The 18,617-nt window shown below is 59.8% G+C and carries 21 protein-coding genes; 11 read left to right on the top strand and 10 right to left on the bottom strand.

Annotated elements, in window-relative coordinates; genetic code table 11:
* The first annotated feature begins 168 nt into the window (after positions 1-168).
* The 4 genes from ftsE to FHW77_RS01635 all read left to right on the top strand — a co-directional run bounded on the left by ftsE (position 169) and on the right by FHW77_RS01635 (position 3,583).
* Positions 169-828: a cell division ATP-binding protein FtsE gene (ftsE, locus tag FHW77_RS01650; RefSeq protein WP_004445648.1), complete on the top strand. Its 660-nt coding sequence runs from the start codon at positions 169-171 to the stop codon at positions 826-828.
* Complete coding sequence (locus FHW77_RS01645) at positions 821-1,828, top strand: cell division protein FtsX (RefSeq protein ID WP_035209125.1); 1,008 nt, start codon at positions 821-823, stop codon at positions 1,826-1,828. Before ftsE ends, FHW77_RS01645 begins: the two co-directional genes overlap by 8 nt.
* A gap of 111 nt (positions 1,829-1,939) precedes the next feature.
* Complete coding sequence (locus FHW77_RS01640; RefSeq protein WP_035209126.1) at positions 1,940-2,671, top strand: YdcF family protein; 732 nt, start codon at positions 1,940-1,942, stop codon at positions 2,669-2,671.
* Positions 2,672-2,785: 114 nt separating this feature from the next.
* Complete coding sequence (locus FHW77_RS01635; protein WP_044459161.1) at positions 2,786-3,583, top strand: lysophospholipid acyltransferase family protein; 798 nt, start codon at positions 2,786-2,788, stop codon at positions 3,581-3,583.
* Here the strand turns inward: FHW77_RS01635 and FHW77_RS01630 are convergent.
* Positions 3,556-4,107, bottom strand: a complete 552-nt coding sequence (locus FHW77_RS01630; protein ID WP_044459160.1) for a gamma-glutamylcyclotransferase — start codon at positions 4,105-4,107, stop codon at positions 3,556-3,558. The genes FHW77_RS01635 and FHW77_RS01630 overlap by 28 nt on opposite strands.
* Before the next feature lie 49 nt (positions 4,108-4,156).
* Between FHW77_RS01630 and FHW77_RS01625 the strand changes: the two genes are divergently transcribed.
* The gene (locus FHW77_RS01625; protein WP_035209127.1) at positions 4,157-5,158 is read left to right on the top strand and encodes a DUF2125 domain-containing protein; all 1,002 of its coding nucleotides are present in this window, start codon (positions 4,157-4,159) and stop codon (positions 5,156-5,158) included.
* A 124-nt stretch (positions 5,159-5,282) separates the two neighbouring features.
* Here FHW77_RS01625 and FHW77_RS01620 read toward each other — a convergent pair whose 3' ends face one another.
* From FHW77_RS01620 to FHW77_RS01610, 3 genes are all read right to left on the bottom strand, one after another.
* On the bottom strand, positions 5,283-6,212 hold the full coding sequence (locus FHW77_RS01620) for a prephenate/arogenate dehydrogenase family protein (protein WP_034497228.1): 930 nt from the start codon (positions 6,210-6,212) through the stop codon (positions 5,283-5,285).
* Positions 6,212-7,318, bottom strand: a complete 1,107-nt coding sequence (gene hisC, locus FHW77_RS01615; protein WP_044459159.1) for a histidinol-phosphate transaminase — start codon at positions 7,316-7,318, stop codon at positions 6,212-6,214. Before hisC ends, FHW77_RS01620 begins: the two co-directional genes overlap by 1 nt.
* A gap of 83 nt (positions 7,319-7,401) precedes the next feature.
* The gene (locus tag FHW77_RS01610; protein ID WP_044459158.1) at positions 7,402-8,163 is read right to left on the bottom strand and encodes a class I SAM-dependent methyltransferase; all 762 of its coding nucleotides are present in this window, start codon (positions 8,161-8,163) and stop codon (positions 7,402-7,404) included.
* Between the two features lie 119 nt (positions 8,164-8,282).
* On the opposite strand from FHW77_RS01610, the gene gloB reads away from it, so the two are divergent.
* A complete protein-coding gene (gene gloB, locus FHW77_RS01605) occupies positions 8,283-9,053 on the top strand; it encodes a hydroxyacylglutathione hydrolase (protein ID WP_006697143.1) in 771 nt (256 codons plus the stop codon).
* Positions 9,053-9,493, top strand: coding sequence for a cupin domain-containing protein (locus FHW77_RS01600; protein WP_004445662.1), 441 nt, complete (start codon positions 9,053-9,055; stop codon positions 9,491-9,493). Before gloB ends, FHW77_RS01600 begins: the two co-directional genes overlap by 1 nt.
* Positions 9,494-9,635: 142 nt before the next feature.
* Here the strand turns inward: FHW77_RS01600 and FHW77_RS01595 are convergent, their stop codons facing one another.
* A complete protein-coding gene (locus FHW77_RS01595; RefSeq protein ID WP_004445663.1) occupies positions 9,636-10,409 on the bottom strand; it encodes a DUF3108 domain-containing protein in 774 nt (257 codons plus the stop codon).
* A 253-nt stretch (positions 10,410-10,662) separates the two neighbouring features.
* Between FHW77_RS01595 and rpmB the strand changes: the two genes are divergently transcribed.
* From rpmB to FHW77_RS01580, 3 genes are all read left to right on the top strand, one after another.
* Positions 10,663-10,953: a 50S ribosomal protein L28 gene (gene rpmB / locus FHW77_RS01590; RefSeq protein ID WP_003509888.1), complete on the top strand. Its 291-nt coding sequence runs from the start codon at positions 10,663-10,665 to the stop codon at positions 10,951-10,953.
* A 109-nt stretch (positions 10,954-11,062) separates the two neighbouring features.
* Positions 11,063-11,707, top strand: a complete 645-nt coding sequence (locus FHW77_RS01585) for a queuosine precursor transporter (protein ID WP_182590345.1) — start codon at positions 11,063-11,065, stop codon at positions 11,705-11,707.
* 89 nt (positions 11,708-11,796) lie between these two features.
* Positions 11,797-12,132 carry a pentapeptide repeat-containing protein gene (locus FHW77_RS01580; RefSeq protein ID WP_006697146.1) on the top strand — a complete coding sequence of 112 codons (336 nt, stop codon included), beginning with the start codon at positions 11,797-11,799 and terminating at the stop codon, positions 12,130-12,132.
* A gap of 2 nt (positions 12,133-12,134) precedes the next feature.
* Here the strand turns inward: FHW77_RS01580 and FHW77_RS01575 are convergent, their stop codons facing one another.
* The 4 genes from FHW77_RS01575 to FHW77_RS01560 all read right to left on the bottom strand — a co-directional run bounded on the left by FHW77_RS01575 (position 12,135) and on the right by FHW77_RS01560 (position 16,855).
* On the bottom strand, positions 12,135-13,112 hold the full coding sequence (locus tag FHW77_RS01575) for an esterase-like activity of phytase family protein (RefSeq protein WP_042935500.1): 978 nt from the start codon (positions 13,110-13,112) through the stop codon (positions 12,135-12,137).
* A 37-nt stretch (positions 13,113-13,149) separates the two neighbouring features.
* The gene (cobT, locus tag FHW77_RS01570) at positions 13,150-15,054 is read right to left on the bottom strand and encodes a cobaltochelatase subunit CobT (protein ID WP_044459156.1); all 1,905 of its coding nucleotides are present in this window, start codon (positions 15,052-15,054) and stop codon (positions 13,150-13,152) included.
* Positions 15,055-15,161: 107 nt separating this feature from the next.
* The gene (gene cobS, locus FHW77_RS01565; RefSeq protein ID WP_004445672.1) at positions 15,162-16,151 is read right to left on the bottom strand and encodes a cobaltochelatase subunit CobS; all 990 of its coding nucleotides are present in this window, start codon (positions 16,149-16,151) and stop codon (positions 15,162-15,164) included.
* Positions 16,152-16,219: 68 nt separating this feature from the next.
* Positions 16,220-16,855 (bottom strand): J domain-containing protein, encoded by a 636-nt coding sequence (locus FHW77_RS01560; RefSeq protein WP_004445673.1) that lies wholly within the window; start codon positions 16,853-16,855, stop codon positions 16,220-16,222.
* A gap of 115 nt (positions 16,856-16,970) precedes the next feature.
* Here FHW77_RS01560 and FHW77_RS01555 point away from each other — a divergent pair, with 115 nt between their 5' ends.
* Positions 16,971-17,252 (top strand): BolA family protein, encoded by a 282-nt coding sequence (locus FHW77_RS01555; protein WP_004445674.1) that lies wholly within the window; start codon positions 16,971-16,973, stop codon positions 17,250-17,252.
* Between the two features lie 226 nt (positions 17,253-17,478).
* Here the strand turns inward: FHW77_RS01555 and aroB are convergent, their stop codons facing one another.
* On the bottom strand, positions 17,479-18,612 hold the full coding sequence (gene aroB / locus FHW77_RS01550) for a 3-dehydroquinate synthase (RefSeq protein ID WP_044459155.1): 1,134 nt from the start codon (positions 18,610-18,612) through the stop codon (positions 17,479-17,481).
* Positions 18,613-18,617: the final 5 nt, after the last annotated feature.

Below are 18,617 nucleotides of genomic sequence, written 5' to 3'. Positions count from 1 at the left end.
CGGCCCGCAAAACTGGGCATTGCAACGAATCCTGCCAAGTTTTAAATTTAAATGGTTAATGCTTCGCAAAAACCGCTCGCCGGGCGTCCCGAACCGGGGTAGACCGCGCCCTCCGGCTTCATCCCAGCGGCTTGCGAACCACCACGAAACGAAGAGACTGGAAGTCCGTTGATCCATTTCGAAAATGTCGGGTTGCGTTACGGCATGGGACCCGAAATCCTGAGGGACATGACCTTCGATATTCCTAAAGGGTCGTTCCAGTTTCTGACCGGCCCCTCGGGCGCCGGCAAGACGACGCTCCTGCGCCTGCTACTGATGTCGCTGCAGCCGACCCGCGGCAATATCCGCATGTTCAATCGCGATGTGTCACGCATTCCGCGCAGCGAGCTGCCGATGTTGCGCCGACGCGTCGGCATCGTGTTTCAGGATTTCCGGCTGCTTGATCATCTGACGACCTATGAGAATGTCGCCCTGCCGCTGCGCGTGCGTGGCAAGGAAGAAAGCGCCTATCGCAATGACGTGATTGAGCTTCTGAAATGGGTTGGGCTCGGCGAGCGTGTCAACGTGCTGCCGGCGATCCTTTCCGGCGGCGAGAAGCAGCGCGCCGCCATTGCCCGCGCGCTGATGGACCAGCCGGAAATATTGCTGGCCGACGAGCCGACTGGCAATGTCGATCCGCCGATGGCCAAGCGCCTTCTCAACCTGTTTCTGGAACTCAACCGGCTAGGCACCGCCGTCGTTATCGCCACCCATGACTTCGGCCTGATGGACCAGATCGATGCGCGCCGGATGATCCTGACCGAAGGGCGGCTCGACATCTATGAATGAGATCACCCGCAAACCGTTGAAGCCGGAAGCGGCGCAGCCGAAGCGTCCGCCCATGCGCATCCGCCCGATGGCACCCATTCTGCCGCCCTCCAACATTCAGGGCAATGCGCTGATGGTGGTCATCGCCATCATGGCTTTTCTCGCCTGCCTCACGCTCGGCGCCGTTTCCATGGTGCGCGCCACCGCCGCCACGTGGCAGAGCCAGATTTCCCGTGAGATCACCATCCAGATCAAACCCGAGGACGGGCTGGACATGAATGCAGCGCTGAACAAGGCGCGCAATCTGGCGCTCACCTTCGTCGGCACCCGCGATGGCACCATTCTTGACGATGCGGCGACATCGCGCCTGCTGGAGCCGTGGCTCGGCAGCGGGCTCGATCTCTCCGAACTTCCCATACCGCGTCTCGTCGTCATCACCATCGATGAAAACAATCCGCCCGATTTCCAGGCGATGCGGGATATGCTGAAGGCCGAGATTCCACAGGCATTTCTGGATGACCATCGCACCTGGGTCGACCGGCTCGTTTCCATGGCAAGAACCACTGTCATGATCGGCGTTGGCGTCCTCGTTCTCGTGTTCACCGCCATGGTACTGACCGTCGTGTTTGCCACCCGCGGCGCGCTTTCCGGCAACCGGCACATTGTTGAGGTGCTGCATTTTGTCGGCGCGGAGAGCAGCTTCGTGGCGCGGGAATTCCAGAAACACTTCCTGAAGATCAGCCTCAAGGGCGCGGCGGCGGGCAGTGCGCTGGCGGCCGCCGTGTTCCTCGTCGCCGGTTTCTGGCAGTCGAGCACCGTCGCCACCCCCCAGAGCGACCAGGCAAGTGCGCTTTTTGGCTCCTTTTCCGTTGGCCTTGGCGGTTATTTCGGCATTGCGATGACGATGATCATCATCGCGCTTCTCACCACCATCACCGCACGCGTCACCGTCATCCGCACCATCGACGATATCGATCGTGTCCGGTCCGATCCGTCGAAAAGCGACGGCCTGGCATCGTGATGACACGATGAATCTAGCGGAAAAACTGAAACCGTCACGAACGGGATGTAACCTGCGGACGGTGGACAAAAATGCCTGTTCCTTGCCTTAATCGGCGAGTAATCAGGAGGAATGTTTGTGAGTCGGACGGACCAGGATCAGGCAGCGACGCGACCGGCCCGAAAGGGGCTTTTGGCGCGGCGTGGTCCATTGCGCCGTTTTATCCGCGGCCTCATCCTGCTCTGCGTCATCGCGCTCGGCGCATTTTCCGGTGGTTTCCTGTGGTTTGCCGATTCTGTCGCCTCGATGCGCCCGCCCGAGGGTGCCAGAGGCGATGCCATCATCGTGCTCACTGGCGGTTATCAGCGCATCGAACAGGCGGTCGGCCTTCTGAGAGACGGCGTGGGAAAACGGCTTTTGATTTCAGGCGTCAACCCGGCCACAACCCGCTCGCAGATACGCAAGATGACGCAAGGGTCGTCCGATATGTTCACCTGCTGCGTGGACATGGGCTACAAGGCGATAGATACGATCGGTAACGCCAATGAGGCGGCGAGCTGGATACGCGATCACAACTACTCGTCCATCGTAGTCGTCACAAATAATTATCACATGCATCGCAGCCTTCATGAATTGCGCAGCGCCAGCCCACACACGCAATTCATCGCCTATCCCGTCATCAGCGCCGATCTTGCCCGCACCAACTGGTTCGTGGAACCGGATGTGGTGAGAACCATGCTTTATGAATATCTGAAATTCGTGGCGGCGGCCGGACGTGACCTGACGGGCTTCGGCAAGGGCGATGGCCTGCGCAAGGCCACTGCCGATCACACTGCGCCTAAAGTCACTGCAGCTTCCTCATAAGCATCCAGAAACACGCTTGCTGCCGCCCCTTGTTTTCGTGTAGGCGTCTGACATCGGCATCCGGCATCGAAACGCTAAAGACTTCGAAACGGCTGCGTCCCGGGAAGGCTGTTGATGCTCAAGCTGCGCTCTTTTCTTTTCAATACGCTGTTTTATCTCAACCTGATTGTCCGCATGATCGTGCTGACGCCGATCTATTTTATCCTGCCACGCAAGATCGCCTACGAAATCCCGAAGAACTGGGCGCGCTCCAATCACTGGCTGATGAAAACCATCGTCGGCACTACCTTCGAGATCGAAGGGCTGGAAAACATTCCAGAGACTGGCTGCATCTTCGCGCCGAAGCACCAGTCCTTCTGGGACACCTATGCGCTGCTACCCAACCTTCCCGATCCGGTCTATATTCTAAAGCGCGAACTTTTGTGGATCCCGCTGTTCGGCTGGTACGCGATGAAACAGAGGATGATCCCGGTCAACCGTGCCGCGCGCGGCAAGGTGATGCTGAAGGTGATGGAGCGCGCGAAAGAGGAAATGGCCGCGGGCCGCGAACTCATCATCTATCCCGAAGGGACACGCCGGCCGCCGGGCGCCGAGCCTGAATATCGTTACGGCATCGCGAGGCTTTACCGTGACCTTCAGGTTCCGGTCATTCCCGTCGCCATGCATCCGGGCCTCTTCTGGCCGCGCCGTTCCACCATGCGTTATCCCGGCCATTTCAAGGTGCGTATCCTGCCCGCCATCGAACCGGGGCTCGACCCCGATGTGTTCTTCAAGCGCCTGATCGATGTCACGGAAAAGGCGAGCGACGAATTGCTTTTGGAAACGGCGCGCAACAACCCGCATTTGCCGCTGCCACCAACCGCCGTGAAGCGGATTGCCGAGCTTCAGGGCAAGGAAACAATGGCCGGCTGAGCCGAAAGCGTACCGACACGCGCGGCGATGCTTTCCAGCAGCGAATCGCGAATGCCCATCTCCTGCAGATGTTGCACGGTGTTGAAGACGTAATCCGTGTTCGGACCGGAGCGACCGGCCGCAGCCGCGATGATGACAGCCGATTCGGCAACGCCGAGACCGCCGATATATTGCTCATGCGCGGGATCGGCCACGTAGGTCACGGCACTGCCGCGCCGGCCGTCGGAAAGCGCGATCGAAACTACCCGCTCCTTGTAGACGTTCGTCACCAGTTCGCGCTCACGCAGATAGGCCATGACGGGATCATGATCCTTGCCCCGCACGCGAAAAGCGACGCCAAGACATGAACCACCGCGTTCCAGCCCGAGAACGAGGCCGGGCTTTTCTTCCGTGCCTCTGTAAAAATTGGAGCTGATGCAGAGCGAGCGCCGATAACCGTGCAATCGTGCCTGCTGCCTCTCCTCGAAGGCGAAGCCAGGGTTCCACATTAACGAACCGTAGCCAAAGACCCAAAAATCGTCCATATCCCAAGCCAAATCAAAATTCCCTGAAGTCTGTTCATCGGAGATCAATATGGCAGCGTCAAGCCAATCCGGCACGGCCAAAAAATTCCTCTGGCTCGCCATCGCCATCCTCGTGGTTATCGGACTTTATACCGCCGGGTGGTTTTACGCCGCCGACAGGCTGAAGCAGACTGTCCTGAACGTGATTTCCCCCTCGCAGGCCCGCAGCGTCAGCGGCGAATGCAGCGATATTGCCTTCAAGGGTTATCCCTTCCGCATCGGCCTCTTTTGCGCGAAGGTGACGGTGGATGACAGCCAGAACGGCGTCTCCGCCTCCTTTGGCGAATTGCGCTCGGCGGCACAGGTCTACAATCCCGGCCATATCGTCTGGGAACTCGATTCGCCCGCGGAAATCCGCTCGGCCCACGGCCTGACTATTTCGGCGGAATGGAAGAACATGCAGTCCAGCATCGTCACCAGGCTGAAGGGCATTGACCGCAGCTCACTCATCATCGACGGGCTAAAGGCGCAGGCGGTTTCCTCGGTCACCGGCCAGACCATCGACTTCGATGCCGCCAAGACGGAGATGCACCTGCGCCAGAACGGCGCCGATCTCGATGGCGCGATCACGCTCACGGACTCCGCGACCGCCATCAAGGACTGGCCGCAGATTCTTCCGCGCCTCAACGCCATTGCCGATGTCACGCTCGCCGGCAAAGCGGGCATGGTGGATGGCAGCGATACAGCTGGCCTTTATGGCGCAAGCGGCGAGCTTCGCCGGCTGGTCGCCGATATCGGTGAAGGCCGTGTCATGCGCATCAGCGGCCCCTTCTCCTTCGATAACGAGGGTTATCTCTCCGGCAAGTTCAAGCTGGAGATCGAAAAGCTCGGCGCGTGGTCTGACAATGCCAAGCAGGCGTTTCCACAGCTGCAATCTACCATCGACACGGCGCGCAAGCTGCTCGGCGCACTCGCCGGCGGCGGTGACAGGGCGTCCGTCGATCTCGTAGTGGACCGCGGCCGCGCCACGATCAGCGGCTTTATCCCGCTGGGCAAGATTCCGCCGATCTGAGGGTTAGCCCGTAATCGACGTCATCCTTGGGACAAGCCCGAGCATGACGAAAGCAAGGCTTTGACACTTTACCAGCGGTTTGATGGCCGGATCAAATCCGGCCAAGACTGTCACCAGCGGCGCCCTACTTCTTCTGATCCAGCGCGTGACGACCGAAGTCGGGCGCATCGACGTCCTGACCTGCCTGCACGATGGAGCGACGAATAGCGCGGGTGCGCGAGAACAGCTCGAACAGCTTGTCGCCCTCTCCCCAGCGAATCGCCCTTTGCAGGGAGGCGAGATCCTCGGAAAACCGGGCCAGCATCTCAAGGATGGCGTCCTTGTTGTGCAGGCAGACGTCGCGCCACATGGTAGGATCGGAGGCGGCCAGACGTGTGAAGTCGCGGAAACCGGAGGCAGAATATTTGATGACTTCCGACTCGGTCACCGTCTCCAGATCATCCGCCGTGCCGACGATGTTGTAGGCGATGATGTGCGGCAGATGCGAAACAATGGCCAGAACCTTGTCGTGGTGTTCGGCATCCATTTCATCCACGCGCGAACCGAGCGCCCGCCAGAAATCCTTCAGCTTCTCCAGCGCCGCCGCGTCCGTGCCCGGCAGCGGTGTGAAGATACACCAGCGGTCACGGAAGAGGCCGGCAAACCCGGCATCCGGGCCGGATTTTTCCGTACCTGCCAGCGGATGGCCGGGAATGAAATGCACGTTGTCAGGCATATGCGGCGCCATCTGTGCGATGACGGAAGCCTTGGTGGAACCCACATCGGTAACGATGGCGCCCGGTTTCAGATGCGGTGCGATCTGCCGCGCCACGCTTTCAGACGCGCCGACAGGCACGGAAACGATGACGAGATCGGCATCCTTCACCGCTTCCGCCGCCGAGACGGTATAATCCGTGCCAAGCGCCAGTTCTTCCGCCCGTTTCAGCGTATCTTCGCTGCGGGTGGAAATAATCACATGGCGGGCGAGCCCCAGTTCCTTGATGTCCCGGGCAATGGACGAGCCGATCAGGCCGATGCCGATCAGCGCGATGCGTTCAAACATGATCTCAGCCATCAAGCCCGTCCCATGAACTCGTTGAGAGCAGCGATGACGCCAAGATTGGCCTCTTCCGAACCGATGGTCATTCTGAGCGCATTGGGGAAACCGTAACCGCGCACCGCACGAAGAATGTACCCGCGGCGGCTCAGGAACTCGTCAGCGTCCGTTGCCCGCTTGCCGTCCTGATCCGGAAAATGGATGAGGATGAAGTTGGTGACTGACGGCGTGACGGTGAGGCCGAGGCCGGTAAAGGTCGTGACCAGCCTTTCCATCCACACCGCGTTGTGCGCCACGGCTTTTTCGACGAAAGCCTGATCGCGGATGGCAGCGGCACCCGCTGCGATGGCCGGCGCGCTCATGTTGAACGGCCCGCGCACACGGTTCAGCGCGTCGACGATGGAGGCCGGACCATACATCCAGCCCACGCGCAGGGCAGCAAGGCCGTAGACCTTCGAGAAGGTGCGGGTCATCACCACGTTGCGGTTGCCGGAAACCAGTTCCAGCCCGGCCTCATAGTCGTTCTTGCGCACATATTCGGCATAGGCCGCATCCAGCACCAGCAGAACATGTTTCGGCAGGGCGGCCTGCAGGCGGCGAATTTCCGCAACCGGAACATAGGTGCCGGTGGGATTGCCGGGATTGGCGATGAACACCATTTTGGTCTTCGGCGTCACGGCGGCGAGGATCGCGTCCACATCGACAGCGCAGTCTTTTTCCTTCACAGTCACCGGTGTCGCGCCCGCGCCCATGATCTGGATCTTGTAGACGAGAAAACCGTGTTCGGTGATGATCGCCTCATCGCCCGCACCCAGATAGACGTGGCAAAGCAGGCCGAGAAGCTCGTCCGAGCCGTTGCCGCACAGGATATTCGCGATGTTAAGGCCATGCACGTCGGCAATCGCCTGCCGCAACGCAATCGCCTGCCCGTCCGGATAGATTTCCAGATGGCTGGCCGCCGCACCGAAAGCCTCGATGGCTTTAGGGCTCGGCCCAAGCGGGGTTTCATTGGAGGAGAGCTTATAAACCTTCGCAACGCCATCCACATGCTCCTTGCCCGGAACATAAGCGGCGATATCCAGAATACCCGGACGCGGAACAGGTTGGCTAAGCTCTGCACTCATTTGATCGACCTTTGGAAAGCGCCGGAGAACCCGGCAAAAGCAATGCCGGAGGCATTAGACCGGAACGGTCGCTTTGTCGAGGGTCAGCGCGGCTTTCCTTGGCTTGCGGCAGTGCGGGTGGTGGGCACCCCCTGCGGCGCGAGAACGGGCACGAAAACCCGGCGCGAGGCGCGCTGGGTCACTGGCAATCCCTGATAGAGACGTTTTTGCGCTTCCACCACGATGACGCCGGAAAACAGCGGCCAGAGACGACGGCCGGTATGTTCGAGGTAACGGCGGAATTTCAGCACCGGCCGGCTTGTAGTGGGCGGGAAGAACAGCGCCTCGGCGGTGGCGCCCGGCGTGAAATTGGTTTCGCGCAACAGCGCCGTCAGCTGCCCGCGCGAATAGGGCCGGCCGGAACCGAAAGGCGTGTGTTCCATGCGCGCCCAGACGCCGCGGCGGTTCGGCACCACGATGACCAGGCGGCCGCCCGGCGCCAGTACCCGCCATAGTTCCTTGAGGCTTTCCCGCGGATTTTCGGCGAATTCCAGCGCATGCACCATGAGAACCCGGTCTATCGACGAATCGGGCAGCGGCAATTCCTCATCGAACACCAGCGCGGTGGAGGAAAGCTCTCCCGCCGGCCAGTTCACCGCCCCCTGCCCGGCCGGCATGAAGGCGAAGGTCCGCTCCGTATCGCGGCGGAACCGGTCCAGAAACGGCACGGCATAACCGAGGCCCACCAGCCGCTCTTCCGGCAAGGGGGGCCACAGCGTCGAAAGCGCCATGGTGATCGCCTGCTCGGCCGAGCGGCCAAGTGGAGAATGATAGAATTCGCGCAGATCGACGATATCGGTATTCATGGGCGAGAATGTAGCATCAGGCGGTTGGACTTCAAGGCGTCTGCCCTTACATTGGAAGTCAGTTGGGAAAGTCAGGCAGGCGAATGCGCCGGTTTTGGCCGGCAAATGGAGAGGATACGATGAAACCTTTGGAAATAGACGTCTTTCTTTGCCGCAGCGACAATTTCGGGGTTCTGTTGCACGACCCCGAAAGCGGGGCAACTGCCGCCATCGACGCGCCGGAAGAAGGCCCTATCCTGCACGCTCTCGACGGCCACGGCTGGAAGCTCACCCATATTTTCACCACGCATCACCATCAGGACCATGTGGAAGCCAATCTTGCGCTGAAAGACAAGTTTCAGTGCGAAATTTACGGCCCTTATGATGAGGCCGTGGCCATACCGGGGCTCGACCGCTCGCAGGCCGATGGCGACGAATTCGAATTCGCCGGCCGCCGCGTTCAGATCATCGCCACACCCGGCCATACGGCGGGGCATATCTGTTATTATATGCCGGATGACGGGCTGCTGTTTGCCGCTGATACGCTGTTTGCCATGGGCTGCGGCCGCCTTTTCGAACGCCCGGCGGCGGATATGTGGCATTCCTTCCAGAAGCTGATGGCTTTGCCGGATGAGACCAAGGTCTATTTCGGCCATGAATACACGCTGAGCAATGCCCGCTTTGCCCTGACCGTCGATCCCGACAATGCCGCGCTGCGTGACCGCGCGGAAAAGGTGGAAAAGGCACGGCAGGCGAATGAATTCACGATTCCCACCACCATCGGGCTCGAAAAACAGACCAACCCCTATATGCGGGTGGCGGATACCGGCATTCGCAAAAATCTTGGTCTGGAAAGCGCCACCGATGCCGACGTCTTCGCGGAAATCCGCACGCGCAAGGATAATTTCTGATGGGAACGGATATATCTGCGCAGGCGATCATTCGTGAACTGGGGCTCGAGCCGCATCCCGAGGGCGGTTTTTACCACCAGACTTTCCGTGACAAGGCCGGTGGCGATCGCGGTCATTCGACGGCCATTTATTATCTCCTGGAAAAAGGCGATCGCTCGCACTGGCATCGGGTAACCGATGCGGTGGAAGTCTGGCACTATTATGCTGGCGCGCCGATCGCGCTGCATCTTTCGCAGGATGGCCGGGAAGTGCAGACCTTCACGCTCGGCCCTGCCATTCTGGAAGGCGAGCGCCCGCAGGTCATCGTTCCCGCCAATTGCTGGCAGTCGGCCGAAAGCCTCGGTGATTATACCCTCGTCGGCTGCACCGTCTCGCCGGGCTTTGCCTTTTCGAGTTTCGTCATGGCCGAACCCGGCTGGTCGCCTGGGGATGCGCAGTAACTTTCAGAGCAATGCTGGCAGCGGGATGAGGAGGCAAAGCGAGAGCTTGCCCCCTCATCCGGCGCTTCGGGCCGGCCTCTCTCTGGCGGGGAGAAAAAATACGCCGCAGCGTCTGCTTTTCTTACACTACCATCAGCCTTAGTCAGCCGCCGTATTTCGTGGCGGTGATGTAGACCTGTCCCACCCGCGTCGGGATGATCGCATAAACAGGCGCATAGACATCCATGTTGTTCGACTTGGCGAACCAGATCTCCATCGAAATGGATTTCAGATATTCGATATCCTTGCGCCCCTGCCGGTAACCCGACTTCGGCACATAACGCGCCTTGCAGACGATGGCGTCGCCATTAAAACCATTGGTCTTGAACGGCTTGGTGCCGCTGGAGCTCAAAACCAGATCGAGTCGCGATTCGCCGTCATAGATCGGCAGGCGAGTCGGGCAGATGCGGCCGCCCGCGGGAATGATGAGACCGGAAATTGGATCGAGAACCGAGCGCAGGTCGCGGTCCTTGACATCAACCCAATTGTCCGGCCGTGTCTTCGGCTCCGGTTTCACCGTCGTCGATGTCACGTTGCCGTTGCGATAGACGACGTCATAGGTGCGCACGCGTTTGCCGTCCTTATAGACCAGCGAATACTCGTTGGCCTGCAGCCGGTGGCCACGTCTCGCGCCGGAAACGGTCGTCTTGCCGGAAATATCCTTGAGAATGCTGGCAAGACCGGCGGCACTGAAGGACCCGGAGATCGAATAATTTGGTCCATCCATGCGAGTCGAAAAACTCGCTTTGGCAATCGGCAAAATGCCGAGATTGATGCTGTATTCGCTTGTGTGGCGCGCTTCGGCAGCGAGCGAGGGGGAGACACCCGCTAACGCCATTGTCGCGGCCACGAAAATGCTTTTTCCTCTGGCAATCATTTCGATATCACCTTAAAAGAGGCGCGGAAGCGGCCTTATCGGGCGATGATATACGCCGACTTGTGGCAATAAAAAAGCGGATGCCGGTTGAAAACGCCGGAATTTCCTTTCATTTGCTCGCGAGCGGCTTGACTGTTAAGTCTCGTCTGACTATAGAACCGCAACTTTCCAATCATGGCCAGTTGGATTGCCACCCCGGTTTTTGCCGGTGGCGAGCCAGTGGTGAAACAGACGAAACGAAATAGGTGTACCCATGTCCCGTGTATGCGAATTGACCGGCAAGGGCGTCCAGACGGGCAACAACGTCAGCCACGCCAACAACAAGACCAAGCGCCGGTTCCTTCCGAACCTTTGCCAGGTTACGTTGATCTCCGATGCTCTCGGCCAGCGTTTCCGCCTGCGTGTTTCCGCAGCCGCTCTGCGCTCCGTTGAACACCGTGGCGGCCTCGATGCCTTCCTTCTGAAGTCCGGCGAAAACGAACTGAGCATGCGCGCTCGTCTCCTGCGCCGCCAGATCGCCAAGAAGACGGCTGAAGCTGCTTAATAGCAGTTTCGACATCATCGACATTCGGAAGGCTTGACTGGCTTTGGCCGCTCAAGCCTTTTGCTTGTTTAATCCGGTTCCAACTGGTGGCATCACCCAGGATAAAAAAATGCTCTACCTGCGCTATACGCTTATCTATGTCGTGCTGATGACCCTCGTGGTCGTTGCGTCCAATATTCTGGTGCAATATCCGCTTTCCGGTTCGCTGTTCGGCATCAATCTCGGCGACCTACTGACCTGGGGTGCCTTCACCTATCCAATCGCCTTCCTTGTCACGGACCTGACGAACCGCCAGTTTGGCCCATCCATAGCGCGCCGCGTCGTGCTTGCTGGCTTCGTCGTCGGGGTCACGCTGTCCTTCTGGACATCCATTCCACGCATTGCAGTCGCCTCTGGGACGGCTTATCTGATCGGCCAGCTGCTAGACATTTCCGTGTTCAACCGCCTGCGCCGCCAGCGCTGGTGGCATGCGCCGCTGGCCGGCTCCATGCTGGGTTCGGTGCTGGATACGGCGCTCTTCTTCTACATCGCCTTTGCGGCAAGCTTCTCCTTCGTCGGCCCCAACGATGCCTTCGCCATCGAAAACGCTCCCATCCTCGGTGTCTTCGCCGCGGAAGCGCCCCGTTGGATTTCATGGGCCCTGGGTGATCTTTCGGTGAAGGTTCTCGTCGGCCTTGTCATGCTCCTGCCTTACGGCGCGCTGATGAACACGCTGAAGCCGATGCCGGGCGCCGTCAAAACCGGCCGCGTTTGAGACCGTCAAGCGCGGATGAAATCGCGCTTGCAAGCCAGCCGTCAGCATTGCAGTCTGTCGTCCGTGGCACAGCGCGGAGGCAGGTAGACATGCAGATCAAGGACGTTATCGACATTGTAGAGGCCGCCAGCGCTACGCTTTCAGGCTCAACCTTCAATGACGTCAATCTTTCCGGCACGGTCTTCGACAACGTCAATCTTTCTGGGGCGAGCTTCAACAATATCAATTTGTCGGGTGCGTCGTTCACGGATAACAACATGTCCGGCTGGTCGATCGATGACGTCAATTTTTCCGGTCTGAAACTGAGCAACTCAAATCTGTCCGGTGCGCAGATAACGTCATGCCGAATGACCGGCATGAAGATCGACGGCATTCCCGTCGAGGATCTGATGGCTGCCTACAAGGCGGCACAGCAGCAGACTTGATTTTAGTCCACTAGTCTGAATTCCAGCATCAGGTTGCGCTGGAGGAAAGAGTGGTTGTCATCAGAAATGATGACGAGGCGCGTCGAACCATCCGGCCCCTTCACCACATCCATGCCTTCCATATTGTCGATCTGGTAGGCCATGCCGGCTTCCATGAGGATTTCACCATCCACCACCGCGCCCGGCCGGATATCAGCACCGTGTATGCGGCGGATGCGCATGCCGACGCCTTCGGCAAAATTGAAGCGGCGCTCGAGCAGCAACAGGTCGCCATTAGGCAGGAAGGCGCCATCAGTCACGTCGAACGAGGGATGGTGGGTAACCGCGAATGTGCCTTTCAGCGGCCCCTCAAGGATCGCGGCGAGAAGATTGCCGTCCGCATCAATGCTTTTCTCCGCAACGACGACGAGAGCGCCCGCGAGCGGCGAATCGGCTGGCGAGACCGCCAGCGCCTCCATGCCGCCATTGTGGCGCAGCTCATTATTGGGGATGAGATGCGGCAGACGGCCAAGTGGCTTTGAGGTGGCAAAGCCCGGATCGGGATAGATATCGATCCTGTGGCGTTGCTCGTAACTGACGAAAACCCTGCCGCCGCGCAGCGCCAGCCCTTCCGCATCCATCTCCATCTTGCGCGGCGGTTCGCGGCCGTTCATGTCCAGCATCGGGGTAATACGGACTTCAGCAAGACCAGACAGCGCCCCGACAGCGTCACGTGTCACCCTACCGGTCAGCCAGTGGCCGGTATCCAGCACCGCAACGAAGTCTTCCCCGTTGGGGCGGAACCGAATGGAGGAGATAGCGCCGAACAACTTTTCCGGCGCACTCATCACCATGCCGCCAATGAATTCCAGCTTGCCGAAACGTTTTTCGCTGGTGCCGACCTCGAAACCGGAGAGCTGACGGACGCTGACCGGCACATCGATGGCGGACGCGCCAATGGAAACCGGACAAAGCGATACGGCCGCCAGAATGGCGGCCATCAAGAGCGTTTTGCGGGTGGAGGACGCTCCGCCCTGCTTATCCCGCACGACGGACCCTGCGGGACGAACCGGCAGCGCCGCTCGTATCTTCAAAGAGCGCCGCGAGCTGTTCGGTCATCGCGCCAGCCAGCTCGTCCGCATCCACAATGGTGACCGCGCGGCGGTAATAACGTGTCACGTCATGACCGATACCGATTGCCAGCAGCTCCACCGGCGAACGCGTTTCGATCTGCTCGATAACGGCGCGCAGGTGCCGCTCCAGATAGTTGCCCGGATTGACCGACAGGGTTGAATCGTCCACCGGCGCACCATCAGAGATCATCATCATGATCTTGCGCTGCTCGGGGCGGCCGATCAGGCGATTATGCGCCCACATCAGCGCCTCGCCGTCTATGTTTTCCTTGAGCAAGCCTTCGCGCATCATCAGGCCGAGATTGCGCCGTGCGCGCCGCCACGGCGCATCCGCCGACTTGTAGATGATATGGCGCAGATCGTTAAGGCGGCCCGGCGAAGCCGGCTTGCCGCTGGCGAGCCATTGCTCACGCGATTGCCCGCCCTTCCATGCCTTGGTGGTGAAGCCCAGAATTTCCACCTTTACACCGGAGCGCTCCAGGGTACGCGCCAGAATATCGGCGCAGGTGGCGGCGACCGTGATCGGACGGCCGCGCATCGAACCGGAATTGTCGATGACCAGCGAAACCACGGTATCGCGGAATTTGGTGTCGCGTTCCTTCTTGAAGGAGAGCGGCTGCATGGGATCGATGATGAGCCTGACGAGGCGGGCCGGATCGAGATAACCCTCTTCCAGATCGAAATCCCAGGAACGGTTCTGCTGCGCCATCAGGCGGCGCTGCAGACGGTTCGCCAAGCGCCCCACAGCGCCCTGCAGATGGGCAAGCTGCTTGTCGAGGAAGGCGCGCAGACGGTCAAGCTCGGCCTCGTCGCACAGTTCCTCGGCGTGGATTTCCTCGTCGAATTCCTGCGTGAAGATGCGGTAATCGACTTTCTCGTTGAAATCATCGAAGGGGCTGTTGGGACGGCGGGTCTCGCCGGGCGTTTCGGAATCCTCGTCGAGATCGTCGGACATTTCCTCGTCCGACATCTCGGCGCCGTCCATCTCGCCTTCTTCCATTTCCTCCTGCGAGGCCTCGTTCTCATCGGCGGGCGTCGCGTCGGAGCCGGCCTCTTCCTCGACCTGCTCTTCTTCGGTCTCGTTGGTGCGCGGCTGGTCCTCGTTGGATTCCGCTTCCTGACTTTCCGGCTCGTTATCCTCGTCGCCGAAATCCTCCGCCATCTGCATGGAGGTCAGCATCTTGCGCACCAGACGCGAAAACGCCTTCTGGTCGCCGATCACCTTGGAAAGATCGTTCAGGTCGCCGGCAGCCTTGTCCTCGATGAAGTCGCGCCAGAGGTCGAGAACCTTGCCGGCACTTTCCGGCGGCTTTTCGCCTGTCAGCTTCTCGCGCACCAACAGCGAAACGGCTTCGGCAAGAGGAGCATCATCCTGTTTTGTGATACCGGCAAAATTCGCCTTGGCGTATTTTTCCGTGTTCATGGCATGGATATTGGAAGCCATGCCCGGCATCCGCAGCGCACCGATCGATTCAACGCGCGCCTGCTCCACCGCATCGAAGATCAACCGCGCTTCAGCGCCCTGCGGAGACATCACCGCATGGGTATCCGCATCGTGACAGGCGAGACGCAGCGCCATGGAATCGCCGAGGCCGCGGGTTATCGCGATTTCCTGCGCGGTGGGTTTCTTGGAAATTTCCGGCAGGCGCATGCGCTCGCCGGCAAGACCCGGCCGTTCATTGGCGAAAACGACTTCGACTTCGGTATCGCCAGCGACGGATCGCACGCATCCGGCAATCGCCTGACGCAACGGTTCCGTATCGACCGCCGTACCCGGTTTCGCTCTGGAATTGTCGCCGCGCGCTGCCATTGTCTTTCCTGTCGATTGTCGACGCCTGCGGCCCACGCATCTCTGGATGCGCGATCCGCCGGCGTCCTCAAGTCATGGATGATCTTTTCCGGGCAAGCCGGGAACGATCAGGCGCTGAGAACGATGTTCGCAGCGCTTTCCTTCAGCTCGACGCCAAAGGCCCGCTGATACTGTTCGGCCACCAGCGTGCGCTCCAGCTCGTCACACTTGTTGAGGAAGGTCACGCGGAAGGCAAAGGCGAGATCGCCGAAGATTTCCGCATTTTCCGCCCAGGTGATGACGGTACGCGGGCTCATGACGGTGGAGAGATCGCCATTGATGAAAGCCGAACGGGTAAGATCCGCCACGCGCACCATCTTGGAGACGGTTTCGCGTCCCTTCGGATTGTCGAAGCTCTTCACCTTGGCGGCGATGATGTTCACTTCCTGCTCATGCGGCAGATAATTCAGCGTGGTGACGATGGACCAGCGGTCCATCTGCGCCTGGTTGATCTGCTGCGTGCCGTGGTAAAGGCCGGTCGTATCACCAAGGCCGATGGTGTTGGCGGTCGCGAAAATGCGGAAGGCCGGATGAGGACGGATAACGCGGCTCTGGTCGAGCAGGGTCAGGCGGCCAGACGATTCCAGCACGCGCTGGATCACGAACATCACATCCGGGCGACCGGCATCATATTCATCGAAGACAAGCGCGACATTGTGCTGGTAGGCCCAGGGCAGGATGCCGTCCTTGAATTCGGTAACCTGTTTGCCGTCTTTCAGGACGATGGCGTCCTTGCCGACGAGATCGATACGGCTGACATGGCTGTCGAGGTTGACGCGCACGCAGGGCCAGTTGAGACGGGCAGCCACCTGCTCGATATGGGTGGATTTACCCGTGCCGTGGAAACCGGAGACCATGACACGTCGGTTGTGAGCAAAACCGGCAAGGATCGCGAGCGTCGTGTCGCGGTCGAAAAGATAGTCGGGATCGAGATCAGGCACATAGGCGTCGCCCTGGGAATAGGCGGGAACCCGCAGATCCGTATCAATGCCGAAAACCTCCCGCACGGACACCGTCGTGTCGGGCAGGTTGGAAATATCAAGGTCGATTTTGCTCATCACGTCTCCAAGGCGGGCGGCAGCCACCCGGCCACATCATCAATCAGGCGGTAAACACAGAAGTTGGCTTAGCAGAAACCTGACTGCTTTAACAATTGATATGCTTGAACAACAGCCCGAAAACGTTCTTCCGAACCACGATCGCCACCATTAGCATCAGGATGGTGCTTTTTGACAAGCTCCTTATAGCGCCTTTTTATGTCTTCCTGCTTTGCACTGGAAGAAAGTCCGAGCGTATCGAAGGCTTTTGCCTCCAGCGTCTTCAATTTTCGGTCCTGCTGCATGCGGGTGCCGCCTGCCTTCGAGCCACCCGCGAAACCGCCGGCAAAGCCGAAAGGATCACGGATACGGGCATTGCCGCTCGCCGTGCCGGAGCGCAGCGTGGAATGCAGCGGGCTGTCGCGGGCGGTCTTGTTGACGCCAACCGTCCAGGTGGGGCGATGGCCGGTGATCGCTTCCTTCTGGTAACGGGCGATCTCGCTGTCGGACAGGCCGGAAAAATAATTGTAGCCTTTATTATATTCCTTCACGTGCTCAAAACAGAACAGGAAGAATTGCCCCTCGGCATTGCGGCCGACGGGTGCCCGGTGAATGCCCGGCTTGTCGCATCCGTCCCACTGGCAGGTTGGGGCCTGAACCTCAGGTTCCCGCTCCCTTTTCCGGCGCGTGCGGATGCGGTCGAAATATTTCGAATCCAGTTTCATGATGCCCTGATTATGGGGTGCGAAAAGCCGCACAACAAGAATTGACAAAGCGGAATGTTACAGGCTTTTAGGGAGCCCCCTTCAAAGACCGGCAAACAGAATTGGAGCCCTTCGAATGTCTCTGCGAGAGCGCATAGAAACCAAGCTTCGGGAAAGCTTTTCACCGGAGCGCCTGAGGGTCGTCGATGAAAGCCAGATGCATGCGGGCCACCAGCCGGATATCACAGGTACCGGCGAAACGCATATGCGTGTTCAGATAGTGTCGGAGAGCTTTTCCGGCAAGTCCCGCATCGAACGGCACCGGGCAATCAACGCGCTTTTGAAGCCCGAACTCGATGCCGGGCTGCATGCTCTGGCGATAGAGGCAGCGGCACCGGGGGAAGCGGTGCGGTTTTAAGTAAAGGTTGTCATCAGAACCGAGAGCAAGCCCCCTTACCCGGCCCTTCGGCTACCTTCTCACCGGCGGAGAGAAGAAACCGGGCGGCAACGCCTTGCTCAACGCGCCAGCAACTTTTCCCCGTAGAGCATTGCCAAAACAGCTTGTTCTTTTCCCCGCCGGGGAGAAGTGCCGGAGCGAAGCCAGGCGATGAGGGGGCGCCCTCACCGTACCTCTCAGCGCCAGTTCACCCCGGATGCTTCTCCGACAGGAAGGACTGCACCTCGGATGCCGCAACGTCATCCGCCACGAAGGACTGGCCAATGCCGTGGGTGAGGATGAAGGTGAGCTTGCCGCCCTTGACTTTCTTGTCCTGCGCAATTGCCGTCATCAGCGTTTCGACGGGCGGCAATTCTCCAGGAATATCTTTTATCGTGGTCGGCAGGCCGACTGCCTTCAGGTGCGCTTCGACGCGCGCGGCATCGTCAGGACTTGCGAGGTTCAGGCGGGCAGAGAACTGGTGCGCCAGCACCATGCCGATGGCGACACCTTCACCATGCACCAGCCGCTTGCCGTCGTAATTGGTCGCCGCCTCCAGTGCGTGACCGAAGGTGTGGCCGAGATTCAGAAGGGCGCGTACGCCGTTTTCCTTTTCGTCGGCCACCACCACGTCTGCCTTGGCCTGGCAGCTGGTCGCAATCGCCTGGATGCGGGCAGGGCCGCCGGTACGGATGTCGTCCCAGTTCTTTTCCAGCCAGAAGAAAAAATCCGGCTTGTCGATCAGGCCGTATTTCACCACTTCGGCGTAGCCGGCGCGGAATTCGCGCGGACTGAGCGTATCGAGCACCGCCGTATCCGCCAGCACCAGATCAGGCTGGTGGAAGACGCCAATGAGGTTCTTGCCGTGGCGGGTGTTGATGCCTGTCTTGCCGCCGACGGAGGAATCGACCTGCGCCAGAAGCGAGGTCGGTATCTGCACGAAACGTACGCCGCGGCGGACGATACCGGCTGCAAAACCGGCGAGATCGCCGATCACGCCGCCGCCAAGCGCGATTACCGCATCATTGCGCTCCACCCTTGCGGCTAGAACCGCATCGCAGACAGTGACGAGATGCTCGAAGCTCTTGGTCTTTTCACCGGCCGGCAGGGTCAGGGAAACAGCCTCGATGCCGTCCGTCTGCAGTCCATCCATCAAGCCTTCAAGGTAGAGCGGCGCGACATGCTCATCGGTGATGATCGCCGCGCGCCGGCCCCTCAGCCGCGCCGAGATTTCGCCGCCCGCCCGGCCGATGAGGCCGGGCCCGATCAGAATGTCATAGGCGCGCTCGCCGAGCGGCACATGGACGAGACGTTCATCGGCGTGGATTTCAGAAGGCGTCATGGGAA

The sequence above is a fragment of the Agrobacterium sp. RC10-4-1 genome (assembly GCF_014138475.1).
Taxonomy (GTDB): domain Bacteria; phylum Pseudomonadota; class Alphaproteobacteria; order Rhizobiales; family Rhizobiaceae; genus Agrobacterium; species Agrobacterium pusense.
This window is presented reverse-complemented; position numbering and strand designations above follow the sequence as displayed.